Source organism: Acerihabitans sp. TG2, from assembly GCF_035013185.1.
GTDB lineage: Bacteria > Pseudomonadota > Gammaproteobacteria > Enterobacterales > Enterobacteriaceae > Acerihabitans.
The window spans coordinates 193,319-218,885 of record NZ_JAYGJO010000006.1 but is presented as its reverse complement, the minus strand read 5'-3'; the positions used below and the strand labels follow the sequence as shown (position 1 = coordinate 218,885).

Sequence of the window (25,567 nt, the reverse complement as noted above, 5' to 3'; positions counted from 1 at the left end):
GGAAAAACGCAACGCACCATTCTCAGGCATTAACACTGCTTTTATGCTCCATATAGGTGAAATTTAATAAATTATTAACAATAAGCACCATAATAAGCTGGTATACGGCACAAAAAACGATATATACGACTGTTTTATTTTCAATAATTCACTATAAACAGTAAACAGATGTCCGCTTTACCCGGTTTTATCGCGCCAAAAGGTCGAAAAATGAATAAAAACAGACAAAACCCGTTGAATTTGCTGCAAGGGGAATGCCATCTTATCGACGAAAAAAAACCTAAACCCATTGTCAGCCACTGCTCAAGAAAGCAATAGCGACAAGGGATTTAGGTCTTTACGGCTCAATAACCACACAACTTGTGTTAGATATGATAATGCCGCCGTCAGCGTCGTTATACAAGTCCGAGCCGGTAACATCCGCTGGTTATGTGATGCTGTTCAACTTTTAATCATCCGTAGACTTAACCGGGTGGGCCGCACTGACGGTTTTTATCGCGCTACCATTAAAACCCAGCAGGCGGTAGACCATGGATACCAGCAGCAAAAACCCGCCGCCAACCAATAACGACAGGCGGGTTTCAGGGCTAAACGCCATGCCGACCAGCACACAAATTAAAAACGCCATGGTCAAATAGTTAGACCAGGGAAACCACACCGAGCGAAACGGGTGAGTCAACATGGCCTGCCGGTGGGCGCGCCTAAAACGCAGTTGGCTAATCAACACCACAAACCAGGGCACCATCCCGGGTAAGACGCTGGCGCTATAGACATAGACAAAAACCTTTTGCGGATTGGGAATCAGATAGTTAAGACAAGAGCCCGCCAGTAATATCGTAATGGATAGCATAACACCCACCGCCGGCACACCGTTGCGCGAGACCCGGCCGACCACGGCAGGTAACTGACGGTTATTGGCCAGGGCATACAGCATGCGCCCACAGCTATACATGCCGCTGTTACAGCCGGAAAGGGCGGCGGTTAAAATGACAAAATTAATGATGCCAGCCGCCGCCGTAATACCGATTTTAGCGAAAGTCAGCACAAACGGGCTGCCACCGTGGTCGATTTGGTTCCAGGGGAAGAGGGTAACGATAACAAAAATCGCACCCACGTAAAAAATCAGAATACGCCATAAAATATTGCTTACAGCACGCCTCAGGGTGACCTGCGGATTTTTCGCCTCGCCAGCGGTGATACCGACCAGTTCAACCCCTTGGTAGGACGCAACCACAATGCATAAGGAAAACAACAACCCCCGCCAGCCGCCGGCAAAAAATCCGCCATGGGCGGTCAGATTGCCCAAGCCAACCGCATGGCCGTGGTTGCCGATGCCAAAGAATATAATGCCCAGCCCAACGACGATCATCACGACGATAGTGGTGATTTTAATCATGGCAAACCAAAACTCGATTTCACCGTACAGGCGGACTGCGGCCAGGTTGGCCAGAGCCACCAGCCCCACGGCGGCCAACGCTGGGATCCATTGGGGCAGTTCGGGAAACCAATACTGGACATACAACCCGATGGCGGTGATTTCCGAAATGCCCACCGCCATCCACATAAACCAGTAACTCCAGGCCGTCAGATAACCGTAAAACGGGCTCATATACCGATGCGCATACACGGCAAAAGAACCGGTAACCGGCTCTAAATACAGCATCTCGCCCATTGAGCGCATAATAAAAAACACAAACAGGCCGGCGATAATATACGCCAGCAATACCGACGGTCCGGCCCATTGCAGAGTACTGGCCGCGCCCATGAACAGTCCAACGCCAATAGTCCCGCCCAAGGCGATCAGCTCGATGTGTCGGGCTTTAAGGCCCCGCTGTAACTCCTGCTTTGGTTTCACTCTTTTCCCTCTATTGGTACGTGCTGGCTACCGCTTAACGGGTCAACAATCATTATTATAAGGCAAAGGAGATTACCGCATTTTTTGTCGCAAAACATGTTTCTCGTGGAGATGACTCAACGAAAAACGGATCCCAGAGCGTTCGTCACTGCATGACGCGACGCCGAATAGACTGCCGCTGCATTGACAGAGTTTCAGCCATCGCGGGCAGATCCTTGTATTGTGTTTTTTTATGAAAGGTCGTTATGATGAGATCACATCAATCATTTTGGAGAATATCATGTCGACCGATTTGCATGTTATTGCGGTAATCGAAGGCAAACCAGGCAGTGCCGAAACCATTAAGGCTGTGGCCACACCCTGTATAGAAGCAACACGCAAAGAACCTGGTTGCCTGAAATATAACCTGCATCAGGACCAGGCACGCCCCGATCATTTTATTTTTGTTGAACACTGGGCCAGCAGTGAGATTTTAGACCAGCATAACAAGGCACCACATCTCAAGGCGTTGGTTGACGGGTTGGCCGATCTGACGATTAAACCGCTGGAAGTTTCCGTTCTTAAAGAACTGTTTTAGGACTACCCTTTTTCATACTGCCGTGTTAATAGCGCCGTCACGTGGGGATATGACTCAAGTCAGGTCAATAGGCATGCGGGCCGCTTAGTGATTTGCTGCCCGCCCCGCCTATAAACACCCCTCATACATCACGTTGCAGATGCGTTTACAATGCTCGGCACTCGACTGGACCTCGCGCCTAACAAGGCCGCGACAGGCCAGGTTCGAATCTGTTCCAGACCGATGAGCCACTGCGTTGACGCCGCCTCTTGCTGCAACGCGAATTGTCTCGCCTATAGCCAGACCCTTCAGAGATACTTCCGTAGCCAGTTAACTTCCCGCGCGGCCACCTGATTGAGATGCTCGCCGGCAAAAATTTCATAATGACGGGCATCAGGCTGGATGTGACAATATTTTTCTGCCCCGATCGCACGATAAAGTGCCAGCCCATAATCCAACGCTATCACTTTATCTTGTTCCGCAAACACCATTAACGTCGGTTGGGTAACATTGGCGGCAGCTTTGACAGGCCGATAGCCCATCGTCTCCCAAACCGTCAGATAAGGGATTTTTATCGCCAAGGCGTCAAACTTTTTCTCCTGCTGTTCAAAAAAAACCCGCGACTCTTCATCGGTCATCACCTTGACGATAGGCACAAACAGTTCTTGATTGGAGTGTTTTTTCTTGCTGGCCATACGTGCCATGGTGGCGATGAAACGTTGTTTTTCCTCAATACCCATATCACCGGTGACCAATTGTTCACCACTGGCAAAGGCCATCTGACTGATCACACACTTCACATCAGCGCGGCGCGCAGCGGCCTCCACAACATGACAACCGCCAAGGGAGGTCCCCCATAAAGCGATGCGGCGGGCGTTAATACAGGGCTGTGTTTTACACCAATCAAACACCGCCATGATATCGTTAATCTGCTCCTCGGGCACGATACGCCCGATTTCACCCTCACTGTCACCGTAACCCCGATAATCAAACGTCACAGCGATATAACCTGCATCAACAAAGCGCTGCACAAAACCAGGCAGCAGGACATCCTGGATACAGCAAAACCCATGGCATAACAGGACTGCCGGACGGGAAGTCTCGGCGACTTCATCGGAACCACGATGTATCCTTACAGATAACTTGAGGTTTTCACCTGTTGTCGTTGTTATTTCTACATAGTGTTGTTGCGTATCCATCGTATATTCTCCTTATAAAGCTACCCACGGCATGCTTAAATATCGCAATACAAACGGCATGCGGGGCAAGCGGCATCAATAACCGTTTAATGTTGTTACCCATAGGGGGAACCGTTAGCTTATAAATCAAACTAGTTTTTATTATGCTGATATAATAATCATGGTAATTATTATTATGAAGCCTAATTTATTTTAAATTAAATAATTGAGGTATTCATCTGACGAGAAAAGTGTTTAAAACCATAAAATACTCCTCTTGAGTTTTTTTTAAAGAAAAATCTAATTAACAGTGATTTATTTTCAACAATAGGGTCAAAAGCAAGACAGTATAGAGTGATATTTTCACTTAAATCAATGTGTTGAACGGGAAAAATTAAATTTAATTATTAATAAATTTTTAGTTTACCGTCCTATCGCCCAGGGTTTAACACATTTGGCCACCCGGGCGATAAAGCTAATCAAGCACATTATTTTATTGTGATGATATCTTAACGCAAAGGAAAGAATGCTCACAACAAATAATTTGACGTTATCATTAATAACATATTTATCAAATTTAATGAATGATGAAAAATGTTGTTTTGTCAAATTACTGTTCCTATATTCCCCCAGAATTAACCTTACCGAATAGCGGTCCTCGAATGATTGGGAAACCCACGATAACAAATCAGGCTGCCTGAAACCGAGAACGTCATGTTCCAGGTTTGTGTCCTATAACTGTTCGAAATAGGGGGTAAACTGATTTATCGGCATAGGCCTGGCAAAATAATAGCCTTGTTGATAAACAACCAGTTTTTCCAACAAATAATCTCGTTGACGCACATTTTCAACACCCTCGGCTATCAATTTCATATTGAGTTTATTAGCCAAATCTATCACCACATCAACAATAATCCGCGAGGTGGTTTCCTCTTCGATCATCGCCACGAACGATTGATCGATTTTAAGGAAATCGATTTTCAGTTTTCTGAGATAAGAAAGACCCGAATAACCGGTACCAAAGTCATCAATGGCAATCCCTATTCCCAGTAGCTGCAAGGCATCCAGTACGCCAAGGGTGGTATCGTTAATCTCAATGAGTTGACGTTCGGTCAACTCCAATACCAGCTTGATATTCTTCTCTCTCACCACGGAGAGAAACGCTTCGCAGTCCCCGACAATCCGCTGATCGCTAAGATGCTGAGCCGAGATATTGATCGCCACGTAAAAATTATCCAATAGCTGAATCGGGGTATTGGCCACCACAAATGCCACCCGCTGCATCAGTTGCTTGGTCAGGGGGATGATAAGCCCAGACTCCTCGGCCAAAGGAATAAAGACATCCGGTGAAACCACCCCGTCGGCAGGATGCTGCCAGCGCGTCAAGATTTCCACGCCGATACAGGTATTGCTCGCGGCATCCATCACCGGTTGAAAGTAAGGTTCGAATTCGTTGCGCTTTAGCCCCTGCGCCATATTGGATCGAATCGAGCTCGCCACCTTAAGCCATTTACGAATCAGCAATGACATGACGACACAAACGATCACCGATAGGATCATGACCAGTCCATAGGTATTGATCAGATACTGAAGATAATGTTGAAAAGAGATGCTGATATGGATTTGGTAGGGAAAGGTCGCAGAACTGCGTTTCACCGAGATAAAACCTTTTGCCATCGAGGACAAGGGAAGCAGTTTACCGTCCGACGTCAGATATAAATCTTTTATTGTCATGCTAGTATTATTATCAGTGTCGATCATATTGAGCAGATGGAGCATATAACGCATATCAATCACCACCGCCACGCCGTTCTCGCCCTGAGGTTTATGTAGGACCAGTACCGTTTGACCGAAAAACAGCGAGGTTCCTGAACGAAATTCTATATCGGCCGCCTGCTCTGAGTCCGATACCGGGAGATTGATTATCTCGATGTTTTGCAATGACGGTATGGGTGCGCAATACACACGCCTCTGGTGAAGGAGGTCCACCGTACGCACCAGCGAGTGCTGCATGCCCATGACCCGTAGCTTTTCAACAACCGTATCGCAGGGTCGCCCCAGCAACGTCAATGCCTGAGACGCGGTATCATTGGCATCGTTTAATACGCTGTCAATAACGCCAATGGTATTGTCAACTTCATGCCAGGCACGGTTTTTCAACATGTGTTGTGCAAAAAGGCCGATGATACAAAAAGAAAAAACAAAAAAACATAATGGAATGACCACCCAGAATATCACGCGATGTTTTTCGGCAACGAAGGCGCGGATTTTATTTTTCATAGCGGTGGGCATGTTAGGTTCCCTACTCATAACCCTTGGCTCGGGCGGAGAAAATAGCCTATTCATCTGGATACGCTATTCCTATGGTATATATTTTACACCTGCTATACCCGTTGGTATATATTTTACACCTGCTATACCCGTCATAATCCACGTTGCAGGCACGTTGGTTACGCGAGTTGGCGCGAATCCCTGACCTGAGTCGCGCCGGACTCACCCTTTTGCCGCCTAACTGCAGCGTGAAACCTATGGGTGATCCCGTTCACGCAGCTCGGAGCGCTGCTGAGGTTATCACTACGCTCATTCACCTGAGTCATCGATCAAGTGAAACACAAAAGTCTCTCGCGTGTCGCCCCCTTCCGCGAAAAATCCATTAGCACAGTATAGTATATTTCATAATAATTATTTAATTTTATTCCTACCTCATTCCAGCTACAAAATAATAGGGTGGATTAGCATTATTTGCTCACTAATTTCAAACAATGATATTCGATCTAGATGAGTAATATTATCGTTGACCTGTTTCGTTATTTCATTTACTATCAATTTCAATAATATTTAAAATTTAATGGTTTGCTAGCCAAATCTATTCAACCATTTCGACACCGATAACGTTGTCGGAAAAACCAAGCGATATTCATCACATGTATTCCTTACCCTCCTTATTAATACCTAAAGAAGAAACACTGAGCAGCGGGGACGTTGTCAACTGTATTCTTCGCGAATTAAGCCTACCTGAACACACACATTTTGCTTATTCAGTTATCAATAAAAAAGATGCAAAAATACCCATAATTCATTCTAATTATCCCGCAGAATGGGTTGAAAGGTATATTAATACAGCATTATATAAATATGATCCCGTACTTGCTATCGCCAGTAGAAAAATAACACCTTTCCGTTGGGGGGACAGCCAACCATGTCATCACCTAGGAATTGTTAAAAATATTTTCGACATATCAAAAAAATATAATATAATTAGCGGTTATACGTTTCCTTTACACGATCATAAAGATAATCTGGCCACGCTGAGTTTTTATAAAGAAGATAATCAAACCTTGTTAGATGAATGTTTGGAAAAAAATAATAAAAATATACAAAGTCTATTAATATATATACATAATAGTTATTTTTTTACTTCTTCCCATTCTTTTATGGTGGCCGAACATTCGGTTAAAAAAACACTCACTGCGCGAGAGTTAGAAGCGCTTCATTGGGCAAGTAAAGGAAAAACCTATGGAGAAATAGCGATGATAATGGGTATTACCGAAAGTACCGTAAAATTCCATATTGGCAATGTAGTCACTAAACTCGATGTCGTTAATGCCAAGCACGCGATAAAAAAAGCATCTGACCTGCAGTTATTCGTTTGTGACTAGGGAAATATTGACTAAGGGCTATTCACTAAAGAACTATCGCAATTTATGACATGGATAGGTATAAAATAAAAGTGCCACGCTAAGCCTATCAAGTTATCCATCTCATAAATAGCGTGTTTTGCGTGGCCAAGTGATAGAGTTCACACTGAGTCATGCCGACCGACTTTACATCTTAGTAATGTCTTTGCCATGTAAAACAGGAGGTTATTATTAAAGATACAATGGCCATTTTTTTAGATAGATCCCTTCACAATAATGATATCGACGAATATATTTGATAAGGGCTTCCTGACTGGCTTCATCAACCCCAAGTCTCAATAAAAAAACCGGTTCTTTTTTTTCCGAGGAACCGATACTCTCAACAACGATATTCCATCCACTTCGTTTCAAAATAGTGTACATCGATTTACTGCATACCGTCATTATCCCGGTTTTATTGAGCATTCGAGCATAGTTTATCATGCCCAGAAACAGCAAATGGCAAAAGGGGAGTGTTGTGTCCGTTAACTGTTTTACCCGCGTTTTATCGACAAAAAAACGGCTCGATTCCAGTAGCATGTTATCCTCAGGCGCGTGGTAATCGAAAAATGCTTTAAAGGGGCCAGTGATCATATTGGGATGATCCATACTGATAAAACGAACGCTACAAATAATGTGTCCATCGTAACAGCCTAATAAATAATCAGTGTTTTCGTTGTCATATTGATCAAATTCCCGGTCACCGACGCAGGAGACCTGCCAATCAAGGCGATCTTTAAATGTTTGTTTTCTTAATAGATATAATTCATCGAGTTTATCACTGATAATATCTTGATGTTTAACACTGATTAAATTAAACATACACCACCTTTATTCATTATTAATTGAAAGATCATGTTTTTAAAAACCCAAAGACAATTTATGGTATCAGTTAAAAAAACCTGAAACAACCTATACTAAAGTCTAGGTTAATAGCTGTACTTAATGTCAGCTTTATGTGTTTTCATTTAAAGTGTATTGTCTATAACTACCGTTTTTTGTAAAAATTTTTCCCACATTAATATCAATAAGAGGATGTATGAGCAACCGTTTCTGTGTCATTCTTAATCAAGGGAATAATATTTTAACCATCTCAAAGCAGTCACATGACCAGCTGCATGAACTTCGTCAGGGTCATTTGTTGATTGGTGAAAATACGCCCTATAAATTTTTCAGCCAAGATGATGAATCTTGGCATATCATCGGACATATTGACAATCTACCGTTGTTAAATTACTTATTATTTAGTCATTATCCTTCCGCCGGCCATTTGGTAAGCGAAGAAATTATTTGCTTAGCCATAAGGCGTTATGGAATGAAAATCATCGAGTTATTAAAGGGCGATTTTTGTGTTATCTATGAAGACGCGGAAGGCAACCTTACCCTCGTGACCGAGGATGAAAGCTCGCGACTGGCCATGACTGCGACGGGAAGCACCGACGAAGACAGTGCCGAAAAGGGAATAAACCTTGCTCAGCACGTAGACCGTTTTGGCCAGTTGGGCCCATTACCCAGCGGGTATTCGAGAAAATATGCTTACTTAGGCGAAAAACATGGCGATTGCGCGCCATCGTGTCAATGCCCTGAGGGGGTTTTTAATACTCGACGGCGTATATCCATTACCCGCTGGCAAGATAATAATCTGCAGTTCATTCAGAGTTTTCGTTGTCCGCAGCATTCTTCGTTGAAAGAGGAGAAGATGGAAGATCATGCTAAAAGTGCGCTTTATAATGGCCGGCATTCCCTTTAAGCTAGCCGGCTATAGGCATACCACAGCATGATTGTGTCTCGACATCCTATCTAATATTAATAAATAAATTAACTTCAACAATATTATTTTTAATTAAAATTCTATATTTTATAAAAATATTAAAATAACACAAACCATTAAACACAATAATTATTAGACAAATCATGGAAATGGACTAGGCTTATCTGTGGTATAGTCAGTCTTTAATACAGGGAGACAATGATGGCCGATTTTGATCAATATACAATGCGTGATCCCGTGACCCAATATCAACAGGATGAATTCCCCAAGCAGACCCAGACCGCGCCGGGATTACAATCAGAAATGACACCGGTCCCGGATTGTGGCGAGACAACATATAGAGGAAGTGGGCGTCTCACGGGACGAAAAGCATTGATCACGGGCGCGGATTCGGGTATTGGACGCGCGACGGCCATTGCTTATGCTCGCGAAGGTGCGGATATTGCCCTCTCTTATCATCCCGATGAACAAAAAGACGCCGACCAGGTGGCTGAACTTATCAAAGAAGCAGGGCGAAATGTTGTCCTTCTGCCCGGTGATTTAAGCGATGAATCGGTAAACGTCAAAGTGGTACAAGATGCGGTAAACCATTTGGGCGGGCTCGATATTCTCGCATTGGTGGCCGGCATACAGGTCGCAGTGGAAGATATCAGCGAGTTGACCACCGAGCAGTTTCGCAAGACCTTCGAAACCAATGTTTTTTCTTTATTCTGGATGACCAAGGCCGCGTTGCCCTTTTTGCCTGCGGGTGCCTCAATCATTACCACCTCCTCCATACAGGCCTACCAGCCCAGCCCTTCCTTACTGGATTACGCGGCCACCAAAGGTGCCATCGTGGCCTATACCCGGGCACTGGCAAAACAGGTTGCTTCCAAAGGTATCCGCGTCAATTGCGTGGCCCCCGGACCTATTTGGACCGTACTGCAGGTCTGCGGCGGACAGCCTACCGATGCGTTACCCTCGTTTGGGTCACAAACGCCGCTGGGGCGTGCCGGACAGCCAGCAGAGCTGGCGCCGATCTATGTCTATCTGGCCTCGCAGGAATCGAGTTATGTCACGGCAGAAGTCCATGGTGTTACCGGTGGCAACCACTTGGGTTAACCTCCGTAGCGCGCCCAGTCTGTATCCCACAATGGCAGGTGAATGCCACGGTTAATGGCGGGACAAGCCGAATACACCATCCCGAACAGTACTCTGATTCAGCCTGGCGAAACAGATCGTTGCCCATCTAGTTTTTTTGCCCAGTGTGCTCCACCCCAACCAGACCGACCTTGAAATAACCCGCTTTGCGCAAATTATCCATCACCGACATAACGGTTTCGTAATCTACATGCTTGTCCGCCTGGAAAAAAATGGTGGTTTCTTTATTGCCTTGGGTCTGCTGATTGAGCGTCTGTGCCAGCGTTTGCAACGTAATAGGCTCAGCGCCGATAAATAACTGCTGGTCACCCTTTACCGACAGGTATAACGGCTTATCGGGCCGGGGTTGCGCCGGTGCGGAGGAGTTGGGCAGGTCTACCCGGATATCCACCGTCGCCAGCGGCGCCGCCACCATAAAAATGATGAGCAATACCAGCATGACATCGATAAACGGCGTCACATTGATGTCATGCATTTCGCCGTCGCTGTCAATATCCTCGTTAAAGTGCATCGCCATCTGTTAGCCTATCCGATACTTAGCAACACCCTGAGCCAAACGGCTATCGGCGCTGGCAGCAAGATCTAAATCGCGACTCAGCAGCAGTAACACCTGAGCTGCATAGTCGCCGACCATGGCTTTGTAACCCGCAATGGTCCGCGCAAAAATATTATAAATCACCACGGCGGGAATCGCCGCAAACAGGCCGATAGCCGTGGCCAACAATGCTTCGGCAATGCCGGGGGCCACCACCGCCAGGTTAGTGGTCTGCGTCTGGGCGATACCAATAAAACTATTCATGATGCCCCATACCGTGCCGAACAGCCCGATAAACGGTGAAATCGCGCCGATAGTGGCCAGAAAACCGTTACCTTTTCCCATCATGCGGCTGGTTGCCGCCACACTGCGTTCCAGCCTAAATGCCGCACGTTCTTTGATGCCATTGTTATCCGACGACTCGGCGGATAACGCCAGTTCGTTCTGCGTCTGGGCCAATAACCAACCGCCGACGCTGCCAGCGGGAAATTCCGCCGCACCTGACAGTGCCTCATCCAGGTTACGAACATCCTTTAGCGCAGCCAGCTCACGACCCAGGCGACGTTTGGCCGACAATAATTCCGCACTTTTGCCAAAAAACAGCGCCCACGTGATGATGGATGCGATTAACAGACCTATCATGACGGTTTTCACCACCACATCAGCATGCTGATACATACCCAAGACCGACAAATCCATTTGTGCCAGTGGCGGTTGACCTGCAGCAACGGGCAACATTGGCAGTTGCGTTTGCACCGCGCCATCGCCTGGCAAAACAGGCACGGTGGCGGGTGCGGCGACAGCAATACCCGCCAGCCCAGACACTAAGACCAGCCCAGCGACTAGGAATAGTGCCGATAGCAGCCTGCGCAGCAGGGCGGATATATTAACAAAACGTCCAAGCGCTTGGCACAATAGGGCCTGAACAATATTTAAGACAACCATCTTCACGCCTTGCCTCCATCTAATGTTTTACTGGAAAATAAGCCAGGAAGAATGATAACAAACAGAACACGAATTGATAGTGGTTCTCATTATTATTTGTATCTCCTGTAGACGACGCCCCATGGCGTTATCGCGGCTGGGATCAATTTTATGACCCATCATTGCACCCTCAGCAAAACGCCTGTCGTCGGCGCGCATTCATGCTAACGTAGCATGTATGGTCCGCCGGCATAACTGGCCCAGGACCGTCACAGCAAATACATAGAGTAAAAGGCATAGCATAAATAATGGCGAACAAAAAAATAGAAACAGCATTGATTTCCGCCGGCAGGGATAAAAAATACACTCAGGGCTCAGTCAATGCGGTTATCCAGCGGGCTTCCTCATTAGTTTTTGATTCGGTACACGCGAAAAAGCAGGCCACCGCTCAGCGGGCCAACGGTGAATTGTTCTATGGCCGACGCGGCACCCTAACCCATTTTTCCTTTCAACAGGCTATGGTGGAACTGGAAGGTGGAGTCGGTTGCGCACTTTATCCCTGCGGTGCCGCAGCCGTTACCAATGCTATCCTGTCTTTCGTTGGCGCAGGGGATCACATTTTGGTCACCGGTTCGGTATATGAACCCACCACGGATTTCTGTCGCCATATTCTGGCCAAGTTGAACGTTGCCACCACCTGGTTTGATCCCTTGATTGGCGCAGGGATCGCGGCACTTATCCAAAAAAATACCAAAGTGGTTTTCCTGGAATCTCCCGGATCCATCACCATGGAAGTTCAGGATATCCCGGCGATCGTTAACGCTGTGCGCGCAGTCAATCCGGAGATTGTCATAATGTTGGATAATACTTGGGCTGCGGGGATCCTGCTGCCAGCGCTGGCGTTGGGTGTGGATATTTCGATTCAGGCGGGAACCAAATACATTATTGGCCATTCGGACGCGATGTTGGGTACGGCCGTAGCCAACGCCCGCTGTTGGGATCAATTACGCGAGCAATCCTACCTGATGGGGCAGATGGTGGATGCCGATACCGCGTATATGGCCGCTCGTGGCCTGCGCACCCTTGGCGTTCGGCTTAAACAACATGCGCAAAACGGACTGCGGGTGGCTGAGTGGCTGGCGCAACGTCCTGAGGTCGCAGTAGTGAACCATCCTGCGCTGCCTGGCAGTAAAGGACATGAATTTTTTGTGCGTGATTTCATCGGTGCCAGCGGATTGTTTTCCTTTATTTTAAGGCAACGACTCACCCAGTTTCAGTTGGAGCATTACCTGGATAATTTCCAGCATTTCAGCATGGCCTACTCCTGGGGTGGTTTTGAATCGCTTATTTTAGCCAACCAACCCGAAGAGATCGCGGCAATCCGTCCCGCCGGCGGCGTGGATTTCACCGGTACTCTGGTGAGAGTCCATATCGGCCTGGAAAATACCGATGATCTGATCGCCGATCTCGCCGCAGGTTTCGAGCGTATCAATGAAAGCCTTGATAGCTGATCAGGACACATCAGGCCAGCATCATACACTATGCTCTGAATCATTCGAGTTGCAGCAAGGCGGCGACACATCGGCAACCTTACGTATGACGGGTATATAGTGTTTAATTGCGTCAGCGATCGAGGACAACAGCCCTTTTTGGCGTTACGCTGTCAACAAAATAAGAGAAGCAGGTTTAAATGAGCGTATTACATGAGATTATCAGCGCATTTTGGCAACAAGATTTTGCCGCGTTGGCTAATCCGCGGGTAATTTGGATCGTTTATTGTGTGATGTTTATTACACTGTTCTTGGAAAATGGGTTGTTGCCTGCCGCTTTTTTACCAGGCGACAGCCTGCTGCTGCTGTCGGGTGCCATGATCGCCAAAGGCGTAATGGCATTTTTCCCCACGTTAGTGATCCTCACGGTAGCCGCCAGCCTAGGCTGTTGGTTCAGCTATTTGCAGGGGCGTTGGCTGGGAGATACCCGTATTGTTAGGGGGTGGCTGTTGCATCTCCCTGCCCATTACCACCAACGAGCCTATTCGATGTTTGACCGTCATGGTTTGATGGCGCTGCTGGTGGGTCGTTTCTTGGCGTTTGTCCGAACCCTGCTACCGACCATGGCCGGTATTGCCGGGTTAAGTAACACCCGCTTTCAATTGTTTAATTGGTCAAGTGCGCTGATCTGGGTCGGCACATTACTCACTTTGGGGTTTTCCATCAGCCATGTGCCGCTGATAAAACATCATGAAAATCAAGTGATGATGATCCTGATGATATTGCCGTTGGTGCTACTGTGTAGTGGTCTATTGGGCACCCTGCTGTTGTTTTTTCGCCGGCGTAAAATCAAGAATGCGACCTAAACGCCCCGTTACCGAGATCGCAATGCGCACTTTTCATCAATCGCTTTCCCTGCGTCTATTATACTAGTCGCTGTAGAGTTGACGCCTGCCGGTAGCGGCTGGCGTATGTATATAGAGGAGATATGATGACAACGCAACCTTTCGTAATGCTTAACGATGGACACCGCATGCCACAATTGGGCCTTGGCGTGTGGCAGGCCAGCAACGAGGATGTTCTGACTGCCGTCCGTGAAGCGCTTAACGACGGCTACCGTTCCATTGATACCGCCGCCATCTATAAGAATGAAACCGGCGTAGGCGAGGCGCTGCTGCAGACCGATATTGCGCGTCAGGATCTGTTTATCACCACTAAATTGTGGAATTCCGACCAGACCATGGCGCCTAAGGCCCTGAAGGAAAGTTTACAGAAATTACGGTTGGAGTATGTCGATCTTTATTTGATGCACTGGCCGGTTCCTTCACAGGATACTTACGTCCAGGCTTGGCGCGATATGATCAAGTTAAAGGAAGAAGGGCTGGCCAAAAGTATTGGCGTTTGTAATTTTAATGCTCCGCATCTGCAGCGACTACTGGATGAAACCGGCGTCACGCCTGCCATCAACCAGATTGAACTGCATCCGCTGTTGCAACAGCGCGCAATGCGCCAATGGAACGCCCAGCATAATATCCAGACCGAATCCTGGAGTCCGCTGGCTCAGGGTGGCGACGGGGTGTTTAATCAGGACGTGATACGCAGCTTAGCGGAAAAATATGGCAAGAGCCCGGCGCAGATTGTTATTCGTTGGCACCTCGACTCCGGTTTGGTGGTGATCCCGAAATCAGTGACGCCGTCGCGGATTAAAGAGAATTTCGCGGTACTGGACTTCCAACTGCAACCTCACGAACTCGATTCTATCGCCACACTGGATAAAGGCCAACGTCTTGGTCCTGACCCGGATAGCTTTAATAAAGTCTAAAACCTCGCTCCACGTTGGCTGAGCGCGCTTGGGCATGATGCCCCCGGTATCCTTTAGCTGGCGCGGACGGTGAACTGGCCGGTAGCGCCGCGATCGGCCATTTCCAGCGTCTGGCTATAATAGAGGAACGGGAAGTGGTCGCTCGCCAACTGTGGAAACCAGACCATCAGTTCCACCTCGGTATCCACCCATACCGTATCCTTCCATCCCTGATCTTCTAGTTGCGGCATATTGCCGTTAACGCGCTTAATCAAAAACGCAACCCCCTGAATATGAAATGCTTGTGGTGTGTCGGCTCGCACCATCCAGCGTTCAAAGCTGCCCTGTTGTGCTTCGAAATCCGTACGGTTCATACTCCACGTTGCACCGTTGATCTCCGGCTGACTGCCAAGACGAAACTCGCGCGTGCGACGGATATTGCCGTCGATAAACTGATCCGGCAGCAGACGCATCGGCAGATTATCAGTGACCAGCGACAGCAGTCCGGTAGGTTTCAGGGTTAATACTATGGTTGAAATCAGTATGGTGGAGGGCTCAAAAAAACCGCGCACCCGATCCATAATCCCGGCGGCCACGCCGGCAGTAATGTCGACTTCCTCGCCTTGGGACATATCAATCAGAATATCTCGCCGCTCGCCGGGTGCCAGGGACAGTTGGTTAACGGGAACCGGAGCCGGTAAAAAACCCTGATCGCCAGCAACCACCTGCATTCTTCGTCCATCACTCAATTGCAGTTGATAACGACGGGCATTTGACGCGTTAAGCAGTCGCAAGCGTACCCAACCACGCGCCACTTTCACATACGGGCTCTGTGCCCCGTTGGTCAACAAGATATCACCAATAAACCCACCATTGGCCGGCGGGTTATAAATCGGCGTACCAAAATTATCCAATCGTTTATCCTGGATAATCACGGGAAAATCATCCACTCCGTAGTGGTTGGGCAGAGGGGTGTTTTTGCTCACCTCATCCTCCACCAGCCACATCCCCGCCAGACCATTATAAATATGGGGTGCCATGCGGTTGGGCGTATTGGCGTGATACCAGCACGTCGCAGCAGGCTGACGAATCGGGATCACCGGAGACCAATCCACATTGGCTGACATCAAACGCGCCGCGCCACCCATTAGCGTTCCGGGCACCTGCAGGCCGCTAACGGTCATGGATACCGGTTCGTTGAGTCGGTTGTTATAGATTAGCTTAACGTCATCACCGTTGTAGACCCGTACCGTTGGGCCAAGATAACCGCCGTTAATTCCCCAGGTGGCTGCGCGTCGGCCGGGCACAAACTCCCAGTGCGCCCGTTGCAGGGTAAGGAACAGCGGTTGACCACGACGTGATTCCAGTAGCGGTGGAATGGGTAACGCGGTGGGTTGCCCGTTAGCCCGAGCCCTCAGTGGTATGGTACCGGCGCATAACGCAATGCCCGATGCCTGAATAAACTGACGTCGACTGAGAGACATATCTGCTCCGTAAAATACCTAAAAATCCGACACGGCCTAACGCCCGTTTACCGTAGCGCAGGCACGACGGTTCAAGCCCGGCTTGCATCACCCTCACGCTTGGCCACTTCCGCATCCAGCTCTGCCAGTCTGGCCACCATTAGGGTACGGCAATGCTCCGCCAGATCACGTACTCGATCACGGCTATAAGGCGAGGTATCCACCGGCGGCAACACTTCCACGATGACCAAGCCATTTGACCAACGGTTGAGCTTAATTTTGTTGGAGGTGTTGGACACGCAAATCGGCACCACGGGTACACCTGCGGCGATGGCGGCATAAAACGCCCCCATTTTAAACGGCAACAGACCGCGGCCACGGCTTCGTGTGCCTTCAGGGAACATCCAGATGGAAATATTTTTCTTTTTGATGTGCTCGACGATGGCAGAGATAGTGCCATGGGCACGCGAGCGGTTTTCCCGGTCAATCAGCAGGTTGCCTGTCAGCCAGTAAAGTTGGCCAAAAAAAGGTATCCATAACAGGCTTTTTTTCCCTACGGTGACCGTGCGTGGCTGCACCATACTCGCCGCAGTGACCATGTCATAATTATTTTGATGATTGGCAATATAAATACAGTTTTGCCGAGTCACCCGCGCCGAGGGATAGCGCAGTTCCACTTTTAGACCCAGCAGCGGGGCCATACGGCCAAACATACGGCCAAAGGTGGCGACATGGCGGGGATTCCTGGGGCTGAAAAGACAATAAATCAAACCAAATACGCAGATACAAATAGAAAGCAGCACCACCACAATGGCACGAATTATCGCTAACATAATAACCTCTTAACCCTCAGCCGCCGCCAGTATAACGGCTTAATAACAAAACACACGGTTATTCCCGACGCGCCAAGATATCACTTAACCCATCCCACAACGCAATTTTACCCAGATTTGACCCTGCCCGGAACGCTGAGTGTGCCGGGCACGACAATTATTGGGCCGGCGGCGCCGTTTCGTCGTTGATCTCCGCCAACGGATCGTCTACTTCCACCCGGTCGATACGCTGCAGACCCCGGGGTAACAGCGTTCCTTTGCGCCCACGTTCGGCACGGTATTTCTGTAGCTCCTCAGCGCGCAGCGTCAGCTTGCGTTTGCCGACAAACAACGTCACCGAGGCTTGGGTGGAAAGCAGCAGCATCCAGAGCAGACGATCGTTACCTGCCGCCGCATCCGCCGAGGCGATGGAGATAATTTTATTGCCCTTACCTTTGGACAACTGCGGTAAATCGCCCGCCGGGAATAACAGCAACCGTCCAGCCTCACTGATCACCAGCAACAGCTGTTCGATATCATCACGAACCCAAAGCGGTGCCATGACACGGGCATTTTCGGGCAGCGTCAACATTGCCTTACCGGCCCGATTACGAGCGACTAAATCATTAAAGGTACACACAAAACCATACCCCGCATCCGACGCCAGCAACAGCTTCTGATCATCAGTTGCGGTAATCATCTGTCCCACAGTCGCGCCTGGCGGCAGCGTCAGCTTGCCGGTAAGCGGCTCGCCTTGCCCCCTGGCCGAGGGCAGCGTCGCAGGTTCCAACGCATAGCTGCGCCCGGTGGAGTCGATAAACACGACCGGCTGATTACTTTTGCCCCGAATGGAGGACAGGAAATTATCACCGGATTTGTAATTTAACGCACTGGGGTCGATATCATGGCCTTTGGCACTGCGCACCCAGCCCATGGTGGAAAGAACAATAGTCACCGGTTCCGAAGGTGTCAATTCGTTCTCACTCAAGGCCTTGGCTTCACCGCGTTCTACCAGTGGTGAACGGCGAGCATCGCCAAAAGTGGCAATATCAGCCTCAATTTCTTTTTTCAGCACATTGCTCAACTTACGTTCGGAGGCCAGGATCCCCTGTAATTTATCGCGCTCCTTTTCCAGCTCAGCCTGCTCCCCGCGAATCTTCATTTCCTCAAGCTTGGCGAGGTGCCGCAGTTTTAACTCCAGAATCGCATCGGCCTGGGTATCGCTTAACGCAAAGCGCTCTATCAATTCCCGCTTCGGTTCATCTGCGGTGCGAATAATATGGATGACTTCATCAAGATTAAGATAAGCCACCAGCAACCCTTGCAAAATATGCAGGCGCCGCAGGACTTTTTCCAGCCGATAGTTCAGGCGGCGTCGTACCGTATCCCGGCGATACACCAACCATTCAGTGAGAATTTCCAACAGGTTTTTCACCGACGGCCGGGCATCGAGTCCAATCATGTTCATATTAATGCGATAGCTGCGCTCCAGATCGGTGGTGGCGAATAAATGGTGCATCACCTGATCAAGGTCCACTCGATTGGAACGTGGCACCACCACCAGTCGGGTGGGGTTTTCATGATCGGACTCATCACGCAGATCCTCCACCATTGGCAACTTTTTCGCCCGCATCTGCGCGGCGATCTGCTCAAGCACCTTGGCGCCGGAAACCTGATGGGGCAAGGCAGTGATCACCGCTTCGCCGTCCTCAATTTTCCACAGGGCGCGCATGCGCACCGAGCCGCGCCCGGTCTGATAGATTTTACGAATATCGTCACTGGGCGTGATAATTTCCGCCTCGGTGGGAAAATCCGGGCCTTTGACGTAATTAAGCAGTTCCTCAAGCGAGGTCGCAGGGTTTTGCAACAGCGCAATGATCGCCGCACCGATCTCGCCGACGTTATGTGGCGGAATATCCGTGGCCATGCCAACCGCGATGCCGGTAGTACCGTTGAGCAGAATATTGGGCAACCGCGCCGGCAGGGTTTTCGGCTCTTGCAACGTACCGTCAAAATTAGGGGCATAATCCACCGTGCCCTGCCCAAGTTCGCCTAACAGCAACTCGGCATATTTAGACAGCCGGGATTCGGTATATCGCATGGCAGCGAAGGATTTCGGATCATCGGGCGCTCCCCAGTTTCCTTGACCATCCACCAGTGGATAGCGATAGGAAAAGGGCTGGGCCATCAACACCATCGCTTCATAACAGGCACTGTCGCCATGAGGATGGTATTTGCCCAACACGTCACCCACGGTACGGGCAGACTTCTTATACTTGGCGTTGGCGCTGAGCCCCAACTCTGACATCGCATAAACGATGCGGCGCTGGACCGGTTTGAGACCATCACCGATAAACGGCAACGCGCGGTCCATAATGACGTACATGGAATAGTTCAGGTACGCACTCTCGGTAAATTTATGCAGCGACAAACGTTCGGCGCCGTCATGAGCCAAATCACTCATTGATCAGTATTTCCTCTCACCGCGGCATGGTCTGGTGGATAGCCACGCCCTTGGTTAGTGTTGATAGCCCATGATACTACCTTATCCGCCCCCCGACTGTCACAGGGGTTAATCGCTACGGTTTATTGCGCGAGGCGCAAAAATGTTCTGCGCTGCGCGGTCTGTTTCCTTACCGCCGCCAGGACTAGACTCCTGCAAACACACTTAAGGCGGGACCACATGCAAAAGATATTCATTATTAACGCAGGGAAAAAGTTCGCCCATTCGCAAGGCATGCTGAATAACACCTTAACCGACGTCGCCGCAACCCAACTGACCGATGCCGGTCACGAGGTTCGTATTACGGCAGTGGATCAGGGTTATGACATTGAACAGGAAATTACCCATTACCTCTGGGCGGACGCGGTTATTTACCAAATGCCCGGCTGGTGGATGGGGACACCCTGGATCCTGAAAAAGTACATTGATGACGTTTTCACCGCCGGCCACGGCCGACTCTACGCCAGCGATGGACGCTCACGCGCGGACAGCAGCAAACAATATGGCTCTGGCGGCCTGTTGCAGGGTACCCACTATATGCTTTCGCTAACCTGGAACGCGCCGTTAGACGCATTTACGGATGCTGAACAGTTTTTTACCGGCGTGGGCGTGGATGGTGTTTACCTGCCTTTCCACAAAGCCAATCAGTTTCTCGGAATGTCAATGTTGCCGACGTTTATCCTCAACGACGTCATAAAGCAACCACAAATTGAACAAGACATTATAAAATATCGCGAGCATCTCGGGCGCGTCTTTGGTTAACTAGTGCCGAACCCACATTAACATCCAAAGACTGAGGAATAGATGATCACGGTAATTGCAGAAATCAAAGTGAAACCGGGACGAAGAGAAGCGGTTTTAGCTGCCATCCAGGCCCTTAGGCCCAGCGTATTAGCCGAAGATGGCTGCGGCGAATATACTTTGCTGACCGACTATAAAGCGCAAGTGCCGTGGCGCAAAACCGCCCCCGACTCCATCTTCATGCTGGAGCAGTGGAAAAGTATCCGCCATCTTGAACAGCACCAACAAGCTCAGCATATGGATGAGCACCGTGCCCATATCAGGAACGATGTTGTGGACGTCACTTTTCATATTCTGGAAAAACGCACGGATTGATTATCGAGTGCACCCATTAAAGGGGAGCCAAATGCTCCCCTTTAATGTTCTCAAACCCCGCCGCCAAACCCGCCAACACCGAATCTACCGCAGTCCCGGTTAACGAACCCGCAGGTCATGCCCATCCGCGTGACATTATGATTTCATTAAACCTTATTAAAAAAATGGTTATTATCATTTTCCATTAAAGCGCTATTACATTCTGAAAATGCGTTCCGACCTGTGCCACGGTTTGCAACCTCAAGGCGCGACAGGGTCGTTCTCCCCCGCCATACTTCGCCTCTGCAACACCATGCCATTACTTTTTCATGACTACCGGAGACGCAATGCTAAGTTTGTTTAGACCCGCAGCCCATAAACCCCGTGTACCTGATCAACGAATCGACTCACTTTATCGCCGCCTGCGTTGGCAAATTTTCTTTGGTATTTTTTTCGGTTACGCCGCCTACTACTTAGTCCGTAAGAACTTTGCCCTGGCGATGCCCTACCTGGTTGAACAAGGTTACAGCCACGGAGATCTGGGGCTCGCGTTTTCAGGTATTTCCATTGCTTATGGCATTTCTAAATTTGTAATGGGATCGATTTCCGATCGCTCTAATCCACGCATTTTTTTACCCGCCGGGTTGGTATTGGCCGCGTCGGTAATGTTGTTTATGGGTTTAGTGCCCTGGGCAACATCAAGCATCGCCATTATGTTTATCCTGCTGTTTATCTGCGGGTGGTTCCAAGGCATGGGCTGGCCGCCCTGTGGCCGGATCATGGTACATTGGTGGTCCCATAAGGAAAGGGGGTCGGTGGTTTCCGTCTGGAACTGTGCCCACAACGTCGGCGGCGGCATCCCGCCACTGCTGTTTCTGTTGGGCATGGTCTGGTTTAATGATTGGCATTGCGCACTGTATATGCCGGCCATCGTCGCCATTATCATCGCCTTGGCAGCCTATGTGCTGATGCGCGATACGCCGCAGTCCTGCGGCCTGCCCGTGATTGAAGAGTATAAAAACGACTACCCGGTCGACTATGACCCACAGTCTGCCGAACAGGAACTGAGCACCCGGCAAATTCTGCAACGGTATATCTTTCCAAATAAACTATTATGGTATATCGCATTGGCCAACGTCTTCGTTTACCTGCTGCGCTACGGCATCCTCGACTGGTCACCTACCTACCTTAAAGAGGTAAAACACTTTTCGCTAGACAAGTCGTCCTGGACCTATTTCCTTTATGAATATGCCGGTATTCCCGGTACGTTGCTGTGCGGCTGGATGTCAGATCGCTTGTTCAAAGGCAACCGCGGCGCCACGGGCATGTTTTTTATGGTGTTGGTGACCATCGCCACAGTGGTTTATTGGCTCAACCCCGCCGGTAATCCTGGCATCGATATGCTATGTATGATCGTGATTGGTTTCCTAATCTATGGCCCGGTGATGCTGATCGGTCTGCATGCGCTGGAGCTGGCACCGAAAAAGGCTGCTGGCACCGCCGCCGGATTTACCGGCCTGTTTGGTTATCTGGGCGGCTCAGTGGCTGCAAGCTCCATCGTGGGGTATACCGTGGACTATTTCGGTTGGGATGGTGGTTTTATCGTGATGATCGGCGGGTGTCTGCTGGCGGTGCTGCTGCTAGCACTGACTATGCTGAGCGAAAAAAAACACCGTCAGACATTAATCATGGCCACTGACTGATCCTGACGCCCACAGGTGGCTGCGTTCATTCAGCGCGAAGCATGACGGGATACCCTAAATAATTCGTGTTGCAGGCAGGCGGCAAACGAATGAACCCCGATGAGCTTACTCCAGTAAGTGATTCGGGTGAATGAGCGCAGCCAACGCACCTGCAGCGCGAAGTATGACGGGATACCCTAAATAATTCGTGTTGCAGGCAGGCGGCAAACGAATGAACCCCGATGAGCTTACTCCAGTAAGTGATTCGGGTGAATGAGCGCAGCCAACGCACCTGCAGCGCGAAGTATGACGGGATACCCTAAATAATTCGTGTTGCAGGCAGGCGGCAAACGAATGAACCCCGATGAGCTTACTCCGGTAAGTAATTCGGGTGAATGAGCGCAGCCAACGCACCTGCAGCGCGAAGTATGACGGGTATGGGTATCAGAAGATAAGCTTAAACACCCCTGTCAGGGTCAGTAAACCAACAATAAAGATAATCGCAATAATCCACAGAAATATTTTCATTCCCTATTCCTTCTTATGGGTTGTTGTTTTGTCTAACTTAACTCGACGATATCGTTATGTCAGTATAGAAGAACCCATGAGAAAAACAGGGCAGCGGCGGTAAAAAAATACCGCAATTCCACCACTAGCCGTTTTGCCGGATACGGGCTATCAGCGCATCAACGTCACTGATATGCGGCGCGGCGATGATCAGCATATTCCCCATGCTGAGCGCATGGCGCTGGCAGTCAAGACGCATGACGTCGTCGCCAATGCCATCAAGATCGGCTACATGGGCAAAACCCATCGTGCGGCGAATCAACTCGGTGCCGCAAAAACCAACGGCGTCGCGCCACACCCCGAGCAGGAATTGATGGGCGTAACCCGGGGTAGCCAGCATGGCATCAGTGGTTTTTTCTGCCGCCAGCGCCAGAAAACCCTCGCTAAAGGCCAACCACAGTTCACGTATGTCCCGCAATCGCTGTTCACGACCGCTTGCCGCTTCACGTAGCGCCAACAACCCGGGCAGTCCGCAATAATTAAGCAATAAATTACCCATGGCGGTACCGATGTCGAAACCCATCGGGCCGTAAAAACCGAATTCCGCGTCAATAACCTTTAAGCGACCATTAGCCACAAACACCGAACCGCTATGAATATCGCCATGCAGCAACGCCTCGGCCTGGCTCAGGAACCGGTGCTTTAAACCGGCCACCGCCAGGTTAAGCGACCGATCCACGCGCAGCGCTGTCACCTCCGGTTCCAGCGCTGGTGGATAGGCATTACGTTCATGAATCTGATAGGGCTCGGTGAAAAACAGATCTTCGGTGATCTGGCACATTTCCGGGTTGAGAAACCGCGCCACCTGGGCTTTTTTGCGCTGGGCTGACAGGAAAAAATCGGAGGTATGAAACAGCGCTTGCGCCAGATATTCCCCCAGTTGACGTGCGGCCTGCGGATAATGTACCCCCAGCAGCAGTTCGCGCCGCCAGATGACATGATCAGAGAGATCTTCTTGTATCATCACTGCTAATTGGGGGTCGTGATGCAGGATACGTACCGTGTGCTGTGGGCAATACTGTCCATGGACCAATAGGGTTTGCGCTTCGATCCTGGCGCGATCGAGCGTAAGCGGCCAGGATTCGCCGACGCAACGCACATAGGGTAACGCCTGTTTGACGATGATCCGACTGATTCCCTGGCTATCGAGGATTTTAAACACTAAATTCAGGTTGCCGTCACCGACCTCCTGCGCATCCACCAAGGATTGGGGATCGGACAAGCCGGCATATTGACGGGCATAGTCCACGGCACCGGCGGCGGTAAGGGTATGGTATTTCGACATATCAACACCTCAAACGTTTAGACGTCTATACTTCTTTATGCCATGTTGTCAGAATACGGAATAAGTTGCAATTGCCCAAAAGGACTTAACATTTCATGCAAAACCTTAACACCACCAGTATGCAAATTCGCGACAATCGCTTGTGGATTTTGGACCAACAAAAGCTACCGCAGGAGCAGAGCTGGTGCGCTACGGATACAGTGGCGGATCTGGTGGATCATATCCGCACCTTGCGGGTGCGCGGTGCGCCGCTAATCGGCCTGACCGCCAGCCTGCTCCTGGGGTTACTGGCTGAACAGGGAATGAGACGCGACCTACTGCGCACGGCGCTAGCGGTTCTGCGTGAGGCTCGGCCGACAGCGGTAAATTTGATGAACAATATGGCTCGCATGGCGGCGGCACTGGATCGGGACGATTATGCCGCCGCTATGGTCACGCAAGCACTGCAGTTGGTGGAGGAGGATCGGGGGCTTTGCCTGGCCATCGCCGGTCATGGGGTGGGACTGGTTACGCCCGACAGTCGCCTGCTGACCCATTGCAATACCGGTGGGCTAGCCACTGCGGGCATCGGCACCGCGCTAGGGGTCATTCGCCATGCCGCCGCCCTGGGCAAGGTACGCCAGGTCTGGGTGGATGAAACCCGGCCACTGCTACAGGGGGGACGATTGACCGCCTGGGAACTGGGCGAGTTGGGTATTCCCTATCAGCTGATCTGCGATGCCATGGCCGCAGGCCTGATGGCACGGGGGGTGGTGGACGCGGTTTGGGTAGGGGCGGATCGCATTGCCGCCAACGGCGATGTGGCCAACAAAATTGGCACCTACAGTCTGGCAGTGCTGGCCCATTACCATGGCATTCCATTTTATGTCGCAGCACCCCATACCACCCACGACCCACACTGCCCGAACGGCGAGTCCATTCCCATAGAACAGCGTCCGGCGGAGGAAGTGACCGGCGTCAGCGGCAGTTTCGGCAGTTGCCGCTGGGCACCGGAACAGGCGAAGGTCGATAACCCGGCCTTCGACGTCACCCCGGCGGCACTGATTAGCGCCTGGGTACTGGACACCGGCATCATCACCCCGGCCATGGCCGCCGCGGGCGTTTTCCGCCAAGGGCTGACGGCGGCCGACCGGTAATCGCTCACCCACCGCCGCAGCCAGTGGCGAGGGTCTTTAACTCTTATACAGCGAGCGACGCTGCCAGCCTACCCAGCATGGCGCGCTGGCCTAAGGG

At 50.0% G+C, this 25,567-nt stretch carries 21 protein-coding genes; 11 read left to right on the top strand and 10 right to left on the bottom strand.

Annotation, left to right across the window (positions count from 1 at the left end):
• Positions 1 to 448: 448 nt before the first annotated feature.
• Positions 449 to 1,855, bottom strand: a complete 1,407-nt coding sequence (gene thrP, locus SJI19_RS08085) for a bifunctional threonine/serine APC transporter ThrP (protein WP_323477739.1) — start codon at positions 1,853 to 1,855, stop codon at positions 449 to 451.
• Positions 1,856 to 2,135: 280 nt separating this feature from the next.
• Here thrP and SJI19_RS08080 point away from each other — a divergent pair, with 280 nt between their 5' ends.
• The gene (locus tag SJI19_RS08080) at positions 2,136 to 2,432 is read left to right on the top strand and encodes a putative quinol monooxygenase (protein ID WP_323477738.1); all 297 of its coding nucleotides are present in this window, start codon (positions 2,136 to 2,138) and stop codon (positions 2,430 to 2,432) included.
• 287 nt (positions 2,433 to 2,719) lie between these two features.
• Here the strand turns inward: SJI19_RS08080 and SJI19_RS08075 are convergent, their stop codons facing one another.
• Entirely contained in the window at positions 2,720 to 3,610 is an 891-nt protein-coding gene (locus tag SJI19_RS08075) for an alpha/beta hydrolase (protein ID WP_323477737.1), read from the bottom strand.
• 711 nt (positions 3,611 to 4,321) lie between these two features.
• Positions 4,322 to 5,881, bottom strand: a complete 1,560-nt coding sequence (locus tag SJI19_RS08070) for an EAL domain-containing protein (RefSeq protein WP_323477736.1) — start codon at positions 5,879 to 5,881, stop codon at positions 4,322 to 4,324.
• A gap of 632 nt (positions 5,882 to 6,513) precedes the next feature.
• Between SJI19_RS08070 and SJI19_RS08065 the strand changes: the two genes are divergently transcribed.
• Positions 6,514 to 7,248: a LuxR family transcriptional regulator gene (locus tag SJI19_RS08065; protein WP_323477735.1), complete on the top strand. Its 735-nt coding sequence runs from the start codon at positions 6,514 to 6,516 to the stop codon at positions 7,246 to 7,248.
• Positions 7,249 to 7,458: 210 nt separating this feature from the next.
• Here SJI19_RS08065 and SJI19_RS08060 read toward each other — a convergent pair whose 3' ends face one another.
• On the bottom strand, positions 7,459 to 8,088 hold the full coding sequence (locus SJI19_RS08060) for an acyl-homoserine-lactone synthase (protein WP_323477734.1): 630 nt from the start codon (positions 8,086 to 8,088) through the stop codon (positions 7,459 to 7,461).
• A gap of 217 nt (positions 8,089 to 8,305) precedes the next feature.
• Between SJI19_RS08060 and SJI19_RS08055 the strand changes: the two genes are divergently transcribed.
• Positions 8,306 to 9,016, top strand: a complete 711-nt coding sequence (locus tag SJI19_RS08055; RefSeq protein ID WP_323477733.1) for a carbapenam-3-carboxylate synthase domain-containing protein — start codon at positions 8,306 to 8,308, stop codon at positions 9,014 to 9,016.
• Positions 9,017 to 9,238: 222 nt separating this feature from the next.
• Positions 9,239 to 10,138 (top strand): SDR family oxidoreductase, encoded by a 900-nt coding sequence (locus SJI19_RS08050; protein WP_323477772.1) that lies wholly within the window; start codon positions 9,239 to 9,241, stop codon positions 10,136 to 10,138.
• Between the two features lie 127 nt (positions 10,139 to 10,265).
• On the opposite strand, the gene exbD is transcribed toward SJI19_RS08050, so the two are convergent.
• Together exbD and exbB are read right to left on the bottom strand one after the other, a co-directional pair.
• Positions 10,266 to 10,694, bottom strand: coding sequence for a TonB system transport protein ExbD (gene exbD, locus SJI19_RS08045; RefSeq protein WP_323477732.1), 429 nt, complete (start codon positions 10,692 to 10,694; stop codon positions 10,266 to 10,268).
• 3 nt (positions 10,695 to 10,697) lie between these two features.
• Positions 10,698 to 11,663: a tol-pal system-associated acyl-CoA thioesterase gene (gene exbB / locus SJI19_RS08040; RefSeq protein ID WP_416347522.1), complete on the bottom strand. Its 966-nt coding sequence runs from the start codon at positions 11,661 to 11,663 to the stop codon at positions 10,698 to 10,700.
• Between the two features lie 281 nt (positions 11,664 to 11,944).
• Between exbB and metC the strand changes: the two genes are divergently transcribed.
• The 3 genes from metC (at position 11,945) to dkgA (ending at position 14,948) form a co-directional block, all read left to right on the top strand.
• Positions 11,945 to 13,147, top strand: a complete 1,203-nt coding sequence (gene metC / locus SJI19_RS08035) for a cystathionine beta-lyase (protein ID WP_323477730.1) — start codon at positions 11,945 to 11,947, stop codon at positions 13,145 to 13,147.
• A 179-nt stretch (positions 13,148 to 13,326) separates the two neighbouring features.
• Entirely contained in the window at positions 13,327 to 13,992 is a 666-nt protein-coding gene (locus tag SJI19_RS08030; RefSeq protein WP_323477729.1) for a DedA family protein, read from the top strand.
• A gap of 125 nt (positions 13,993 to 14,117) precedes the next feature.
• On the top strand, positions 14,118 to 14,948 hold the full coding sequence (gene dkgA / locus SJI19_RS08025; protein WP_323477771.1) for a 2,5-didehydrogluconate reductase DkgA: 831 nt from the start codon (positions 14,118 to 14,120) through the stop codon (positions 14,946 to 14,948).
• Between the two features lie 53 nt (positions 14,949 to 15,001).
• On the opposite strand, the gene ftsP is transcribed toward dkgA, so the two are convergent.
• From ftsP to parC, 3 genes are all read right to left on the bottom strand, one after another.
• On the bottom strand, positions 15,002 to 16,411 hold the full coding sequence (gene ftsP, locus SJI19_RS08020) for a cell division protein FtsP (protein WP_323477728.1): 1,410 nt from the start codon (positions 16,409 to 16,411) through the stop codon (positions 15,002 to 15,004).
• Positions 16,412 to 16,482: 71 nt separating this feature from the next.
• Positions 16,483 to 17,223, bottom strand: coding sequence for a 1-acylglycerol-3-phosphate O-acyltransferase (locus SJI19_RS08015; protein WP_323477727.1), 741 nt, complete (start codon positions 17,221 to 17,223; stop codon positions 16,483 to 16,485).
• Positions 17,224 to 17,380: 157 nt separating this feature from the next.
• Entirely contained in the window at positions 17,381 to 19,666 is a 2,286-nt protein-coding gene (parC, locus tag SJI19_RS08010) for a DNA topoisomerase IV subunit A (RefSeq protein ID WP_323477726.1), read from the bottom strand.
• A gap of 219 nt (positions 19,667 to 19,885) precedes the next feature.
• Here parC and SJI19_RS08005 point away from each other — a divergent pair, with 219 nt between their 5' ends.
• The 3 genes from SJI19_RS08005 to glpT all read left to right on the top strand — a co-directional run bounded on the left by SJI19_RS08005 (position 19,886) and on the right by glpT (position 22,503).
• The gene (locus SJI19_RS08005) at positions 19,886 to 20,467 is read left to right on the top strand and encodes an NAD(P)H-dependent oxidoreductase (RefSeq protein WP_323477725.1); all 582 of its coding nucleotides are present in this window, start codon (positions 19,886 to 19,888) and stop codon (positions 20,465 to 20,467) included.
• A 42-nt stretch (positions 20,468 to 20,509) separates the two neighbouring features.
• On the top strand, positions 20,510 to 20,821 hold the full coding sequence (locus SJI19_RS08000; protein WP_323477724.1) for a putative quinol monooxygenase: 312 nt from the start codon (positions 20,510 to 20,512) through the stop codon (positions 20,819 to 20,821).
• A gap of 326 nt (positions 20,822 to 21,147) precedes the next feature.
• Positions 21,148 to 22,503 carry a glycerol-3-phosphate transporter gene (glpT, locus tag SJI19_RS07995; RefSeq protein ID WP_323477723.1) on the top strand — a complete coding sequence of 452 codons (1,356 nt, stop codon included), beginning with the start codon at positions 21,148 to 21,150 and terminating at the stop codon, positions 22,501 to 22,503.
• A 631-nt stretch (positions 22,504 to 23,134) separates the two neighbouring features.
• Here glpT and mtnK read toward each other — a convergent pair.
• Positions 23,135 to 24,334 carry an S-methyl-5-thioribose kinase gene (gene mtnK / locus SJI19_RS07990; protein WP_323477722.1) on the bottom strand — a complete coding sequence of 400 codons (1,200 nt, stop codon included), beginning with the start codon at positions 24,332 to 24,334 and terminating at the stop codon, positions 23,135 to 23,137.
• A gap of 95 nt (positions 24,335 to 24,429) precedes the next feature.
• Here mtnK and mtnA point away from each other — a divergent pair, with 95 nt between their 5' ends.
• Entirely contained in the window at positions 24,430 to 25,470 is a 1,041-nt protein-coding gene (gene mtnA / locus SJI19_RS07985) for an S-methyl-5-thioribose-1-phosphate isomerase (RefSeq protein ID WP_323477721.1), read from the top strand.
• Positions 25,471 to 25,567 lie beyond the last annotated feature (97 nt).

Coding starts and splice junctions, on each gene's coding strand:
- SJI19_RS08080 (WP_323477738.1), top strand. CDS start 2,136: ATGTCGACCGATTTGCATGTTATTGCGGTAATCGAAGGCAAACCAGGC.
- SJI19_RS08075 (WP_323477737.1), bottom strand. CDS start 3,610: ATGGATACGCAACAACACTATGTAGAAATAACAACGACAACAGGTGAA.
- SJI19_RS08070 (WP_323477736.1), bottom strand. CDS start 5,881: ATGCCCACCGCTATGAAAAATAAAATCCGCGCCTTCGTTGCCGAAAAA.
- SJI19_RS08065 (WP_323477735.1), top strand. CDS start 6,514: ATGTATTCCTTACCCTCCTTATTAATACCTAAAGAAGAAACACTGAGC.
- SJI19_RS08060 (WP_323477734.1), bottom strand. CDS start 8,088: ATGTTTAATTTAATCAGTGTTAAACATCAAGATATTATCAGTGATAAA.
- SJI19_RS08055 (WP_323477733.1), top strand. CDS start 8,306: ATGAGCAACCGTTTCTGTGTCATTCTTAATCAAGGGAATAATATTTTA.
- SJI19_RS08050 (WP_323477772.1), top strand. CDS start 9,239: ATGGCCGATTTTGATCAATATACAATGCGTGATCCCGTGACCCAATAT.
- exbD (WP_323477732.1), bottom strand. CDS start 10,694: ATGGCGATGCACTTTAACGAGGATATTGACAGCGACGGCGAAATGCAT.
- metC (WP_323477730.1), top strand. CDS start 11,945: ATGGCGAACAAAAAAATAGAAACAGCATTGATTTCCGCCGGCAGGGAT.
- SJI19_RS08030 (WP_323477729.1), top strand. CDS start 13,327: ATGAGCGTATTACATGAGATTATCAGCGCATTTTGGCAACAAGATTTT.
- dkgA (WP_323477771.1), top strand. CDS start 14,118: ATGACAACGCAACCTTTCGTAATGCTTAACGATGGACACCGCATGCCA.
- ftsP (WP_323477728.1), bottom strand. CDS start 16,411: ATGTCTCTCAGTCGACGTCAGTTTATTCAGGCATCGGGCATTGCGTTA.
- SJI19_RS08015 (WP_323477727.1), bottom strand. CDS start 17,223: ATGTTAGCGATAATTCGTGCCATTGTGGTGGTGCTGCTTTCTATTTGT.
- parC (WP_323477726.1), bottom strand. CDS start 19,666: ATGAGTGATTTGGCTCATGACGGCGCCGAACGTTTGTCGCTGCATAAA.
- SJI19_RS08005 (WP_323477725.1), top strand. CDS start 19,886: ATGCAAAAGATATTCATTATTAACGCAGGGAAAAAGTTCGCCCATTCG.
- SJI19_RS08000 (WP_323477724.1), top strand. CDS start 20,510: ATGATCACGGTAATTGCAGAAATCAAAGTGAAACCGGGACGAAGAGAA.
- glpT (WP_323477723.1), top strand. CDS start 21,148: ATGCTAAGTTTGTTTAGACCCGCAGCCCATAAACCCCGTGTACCTGAT.
- mtnK (WP_323477722.1), bottom strand. CDS start 24,334: ATGTCGAAATACCATACCCTTACCGCCGCCGGTGCCGTGGACTATGCC.
- mtnA (WP_323477721.1), top strand. CDS start 24,430: ATGCAAAACCTTAACACCACCAGTATGCAAATTCGCGACAATCGCTTG.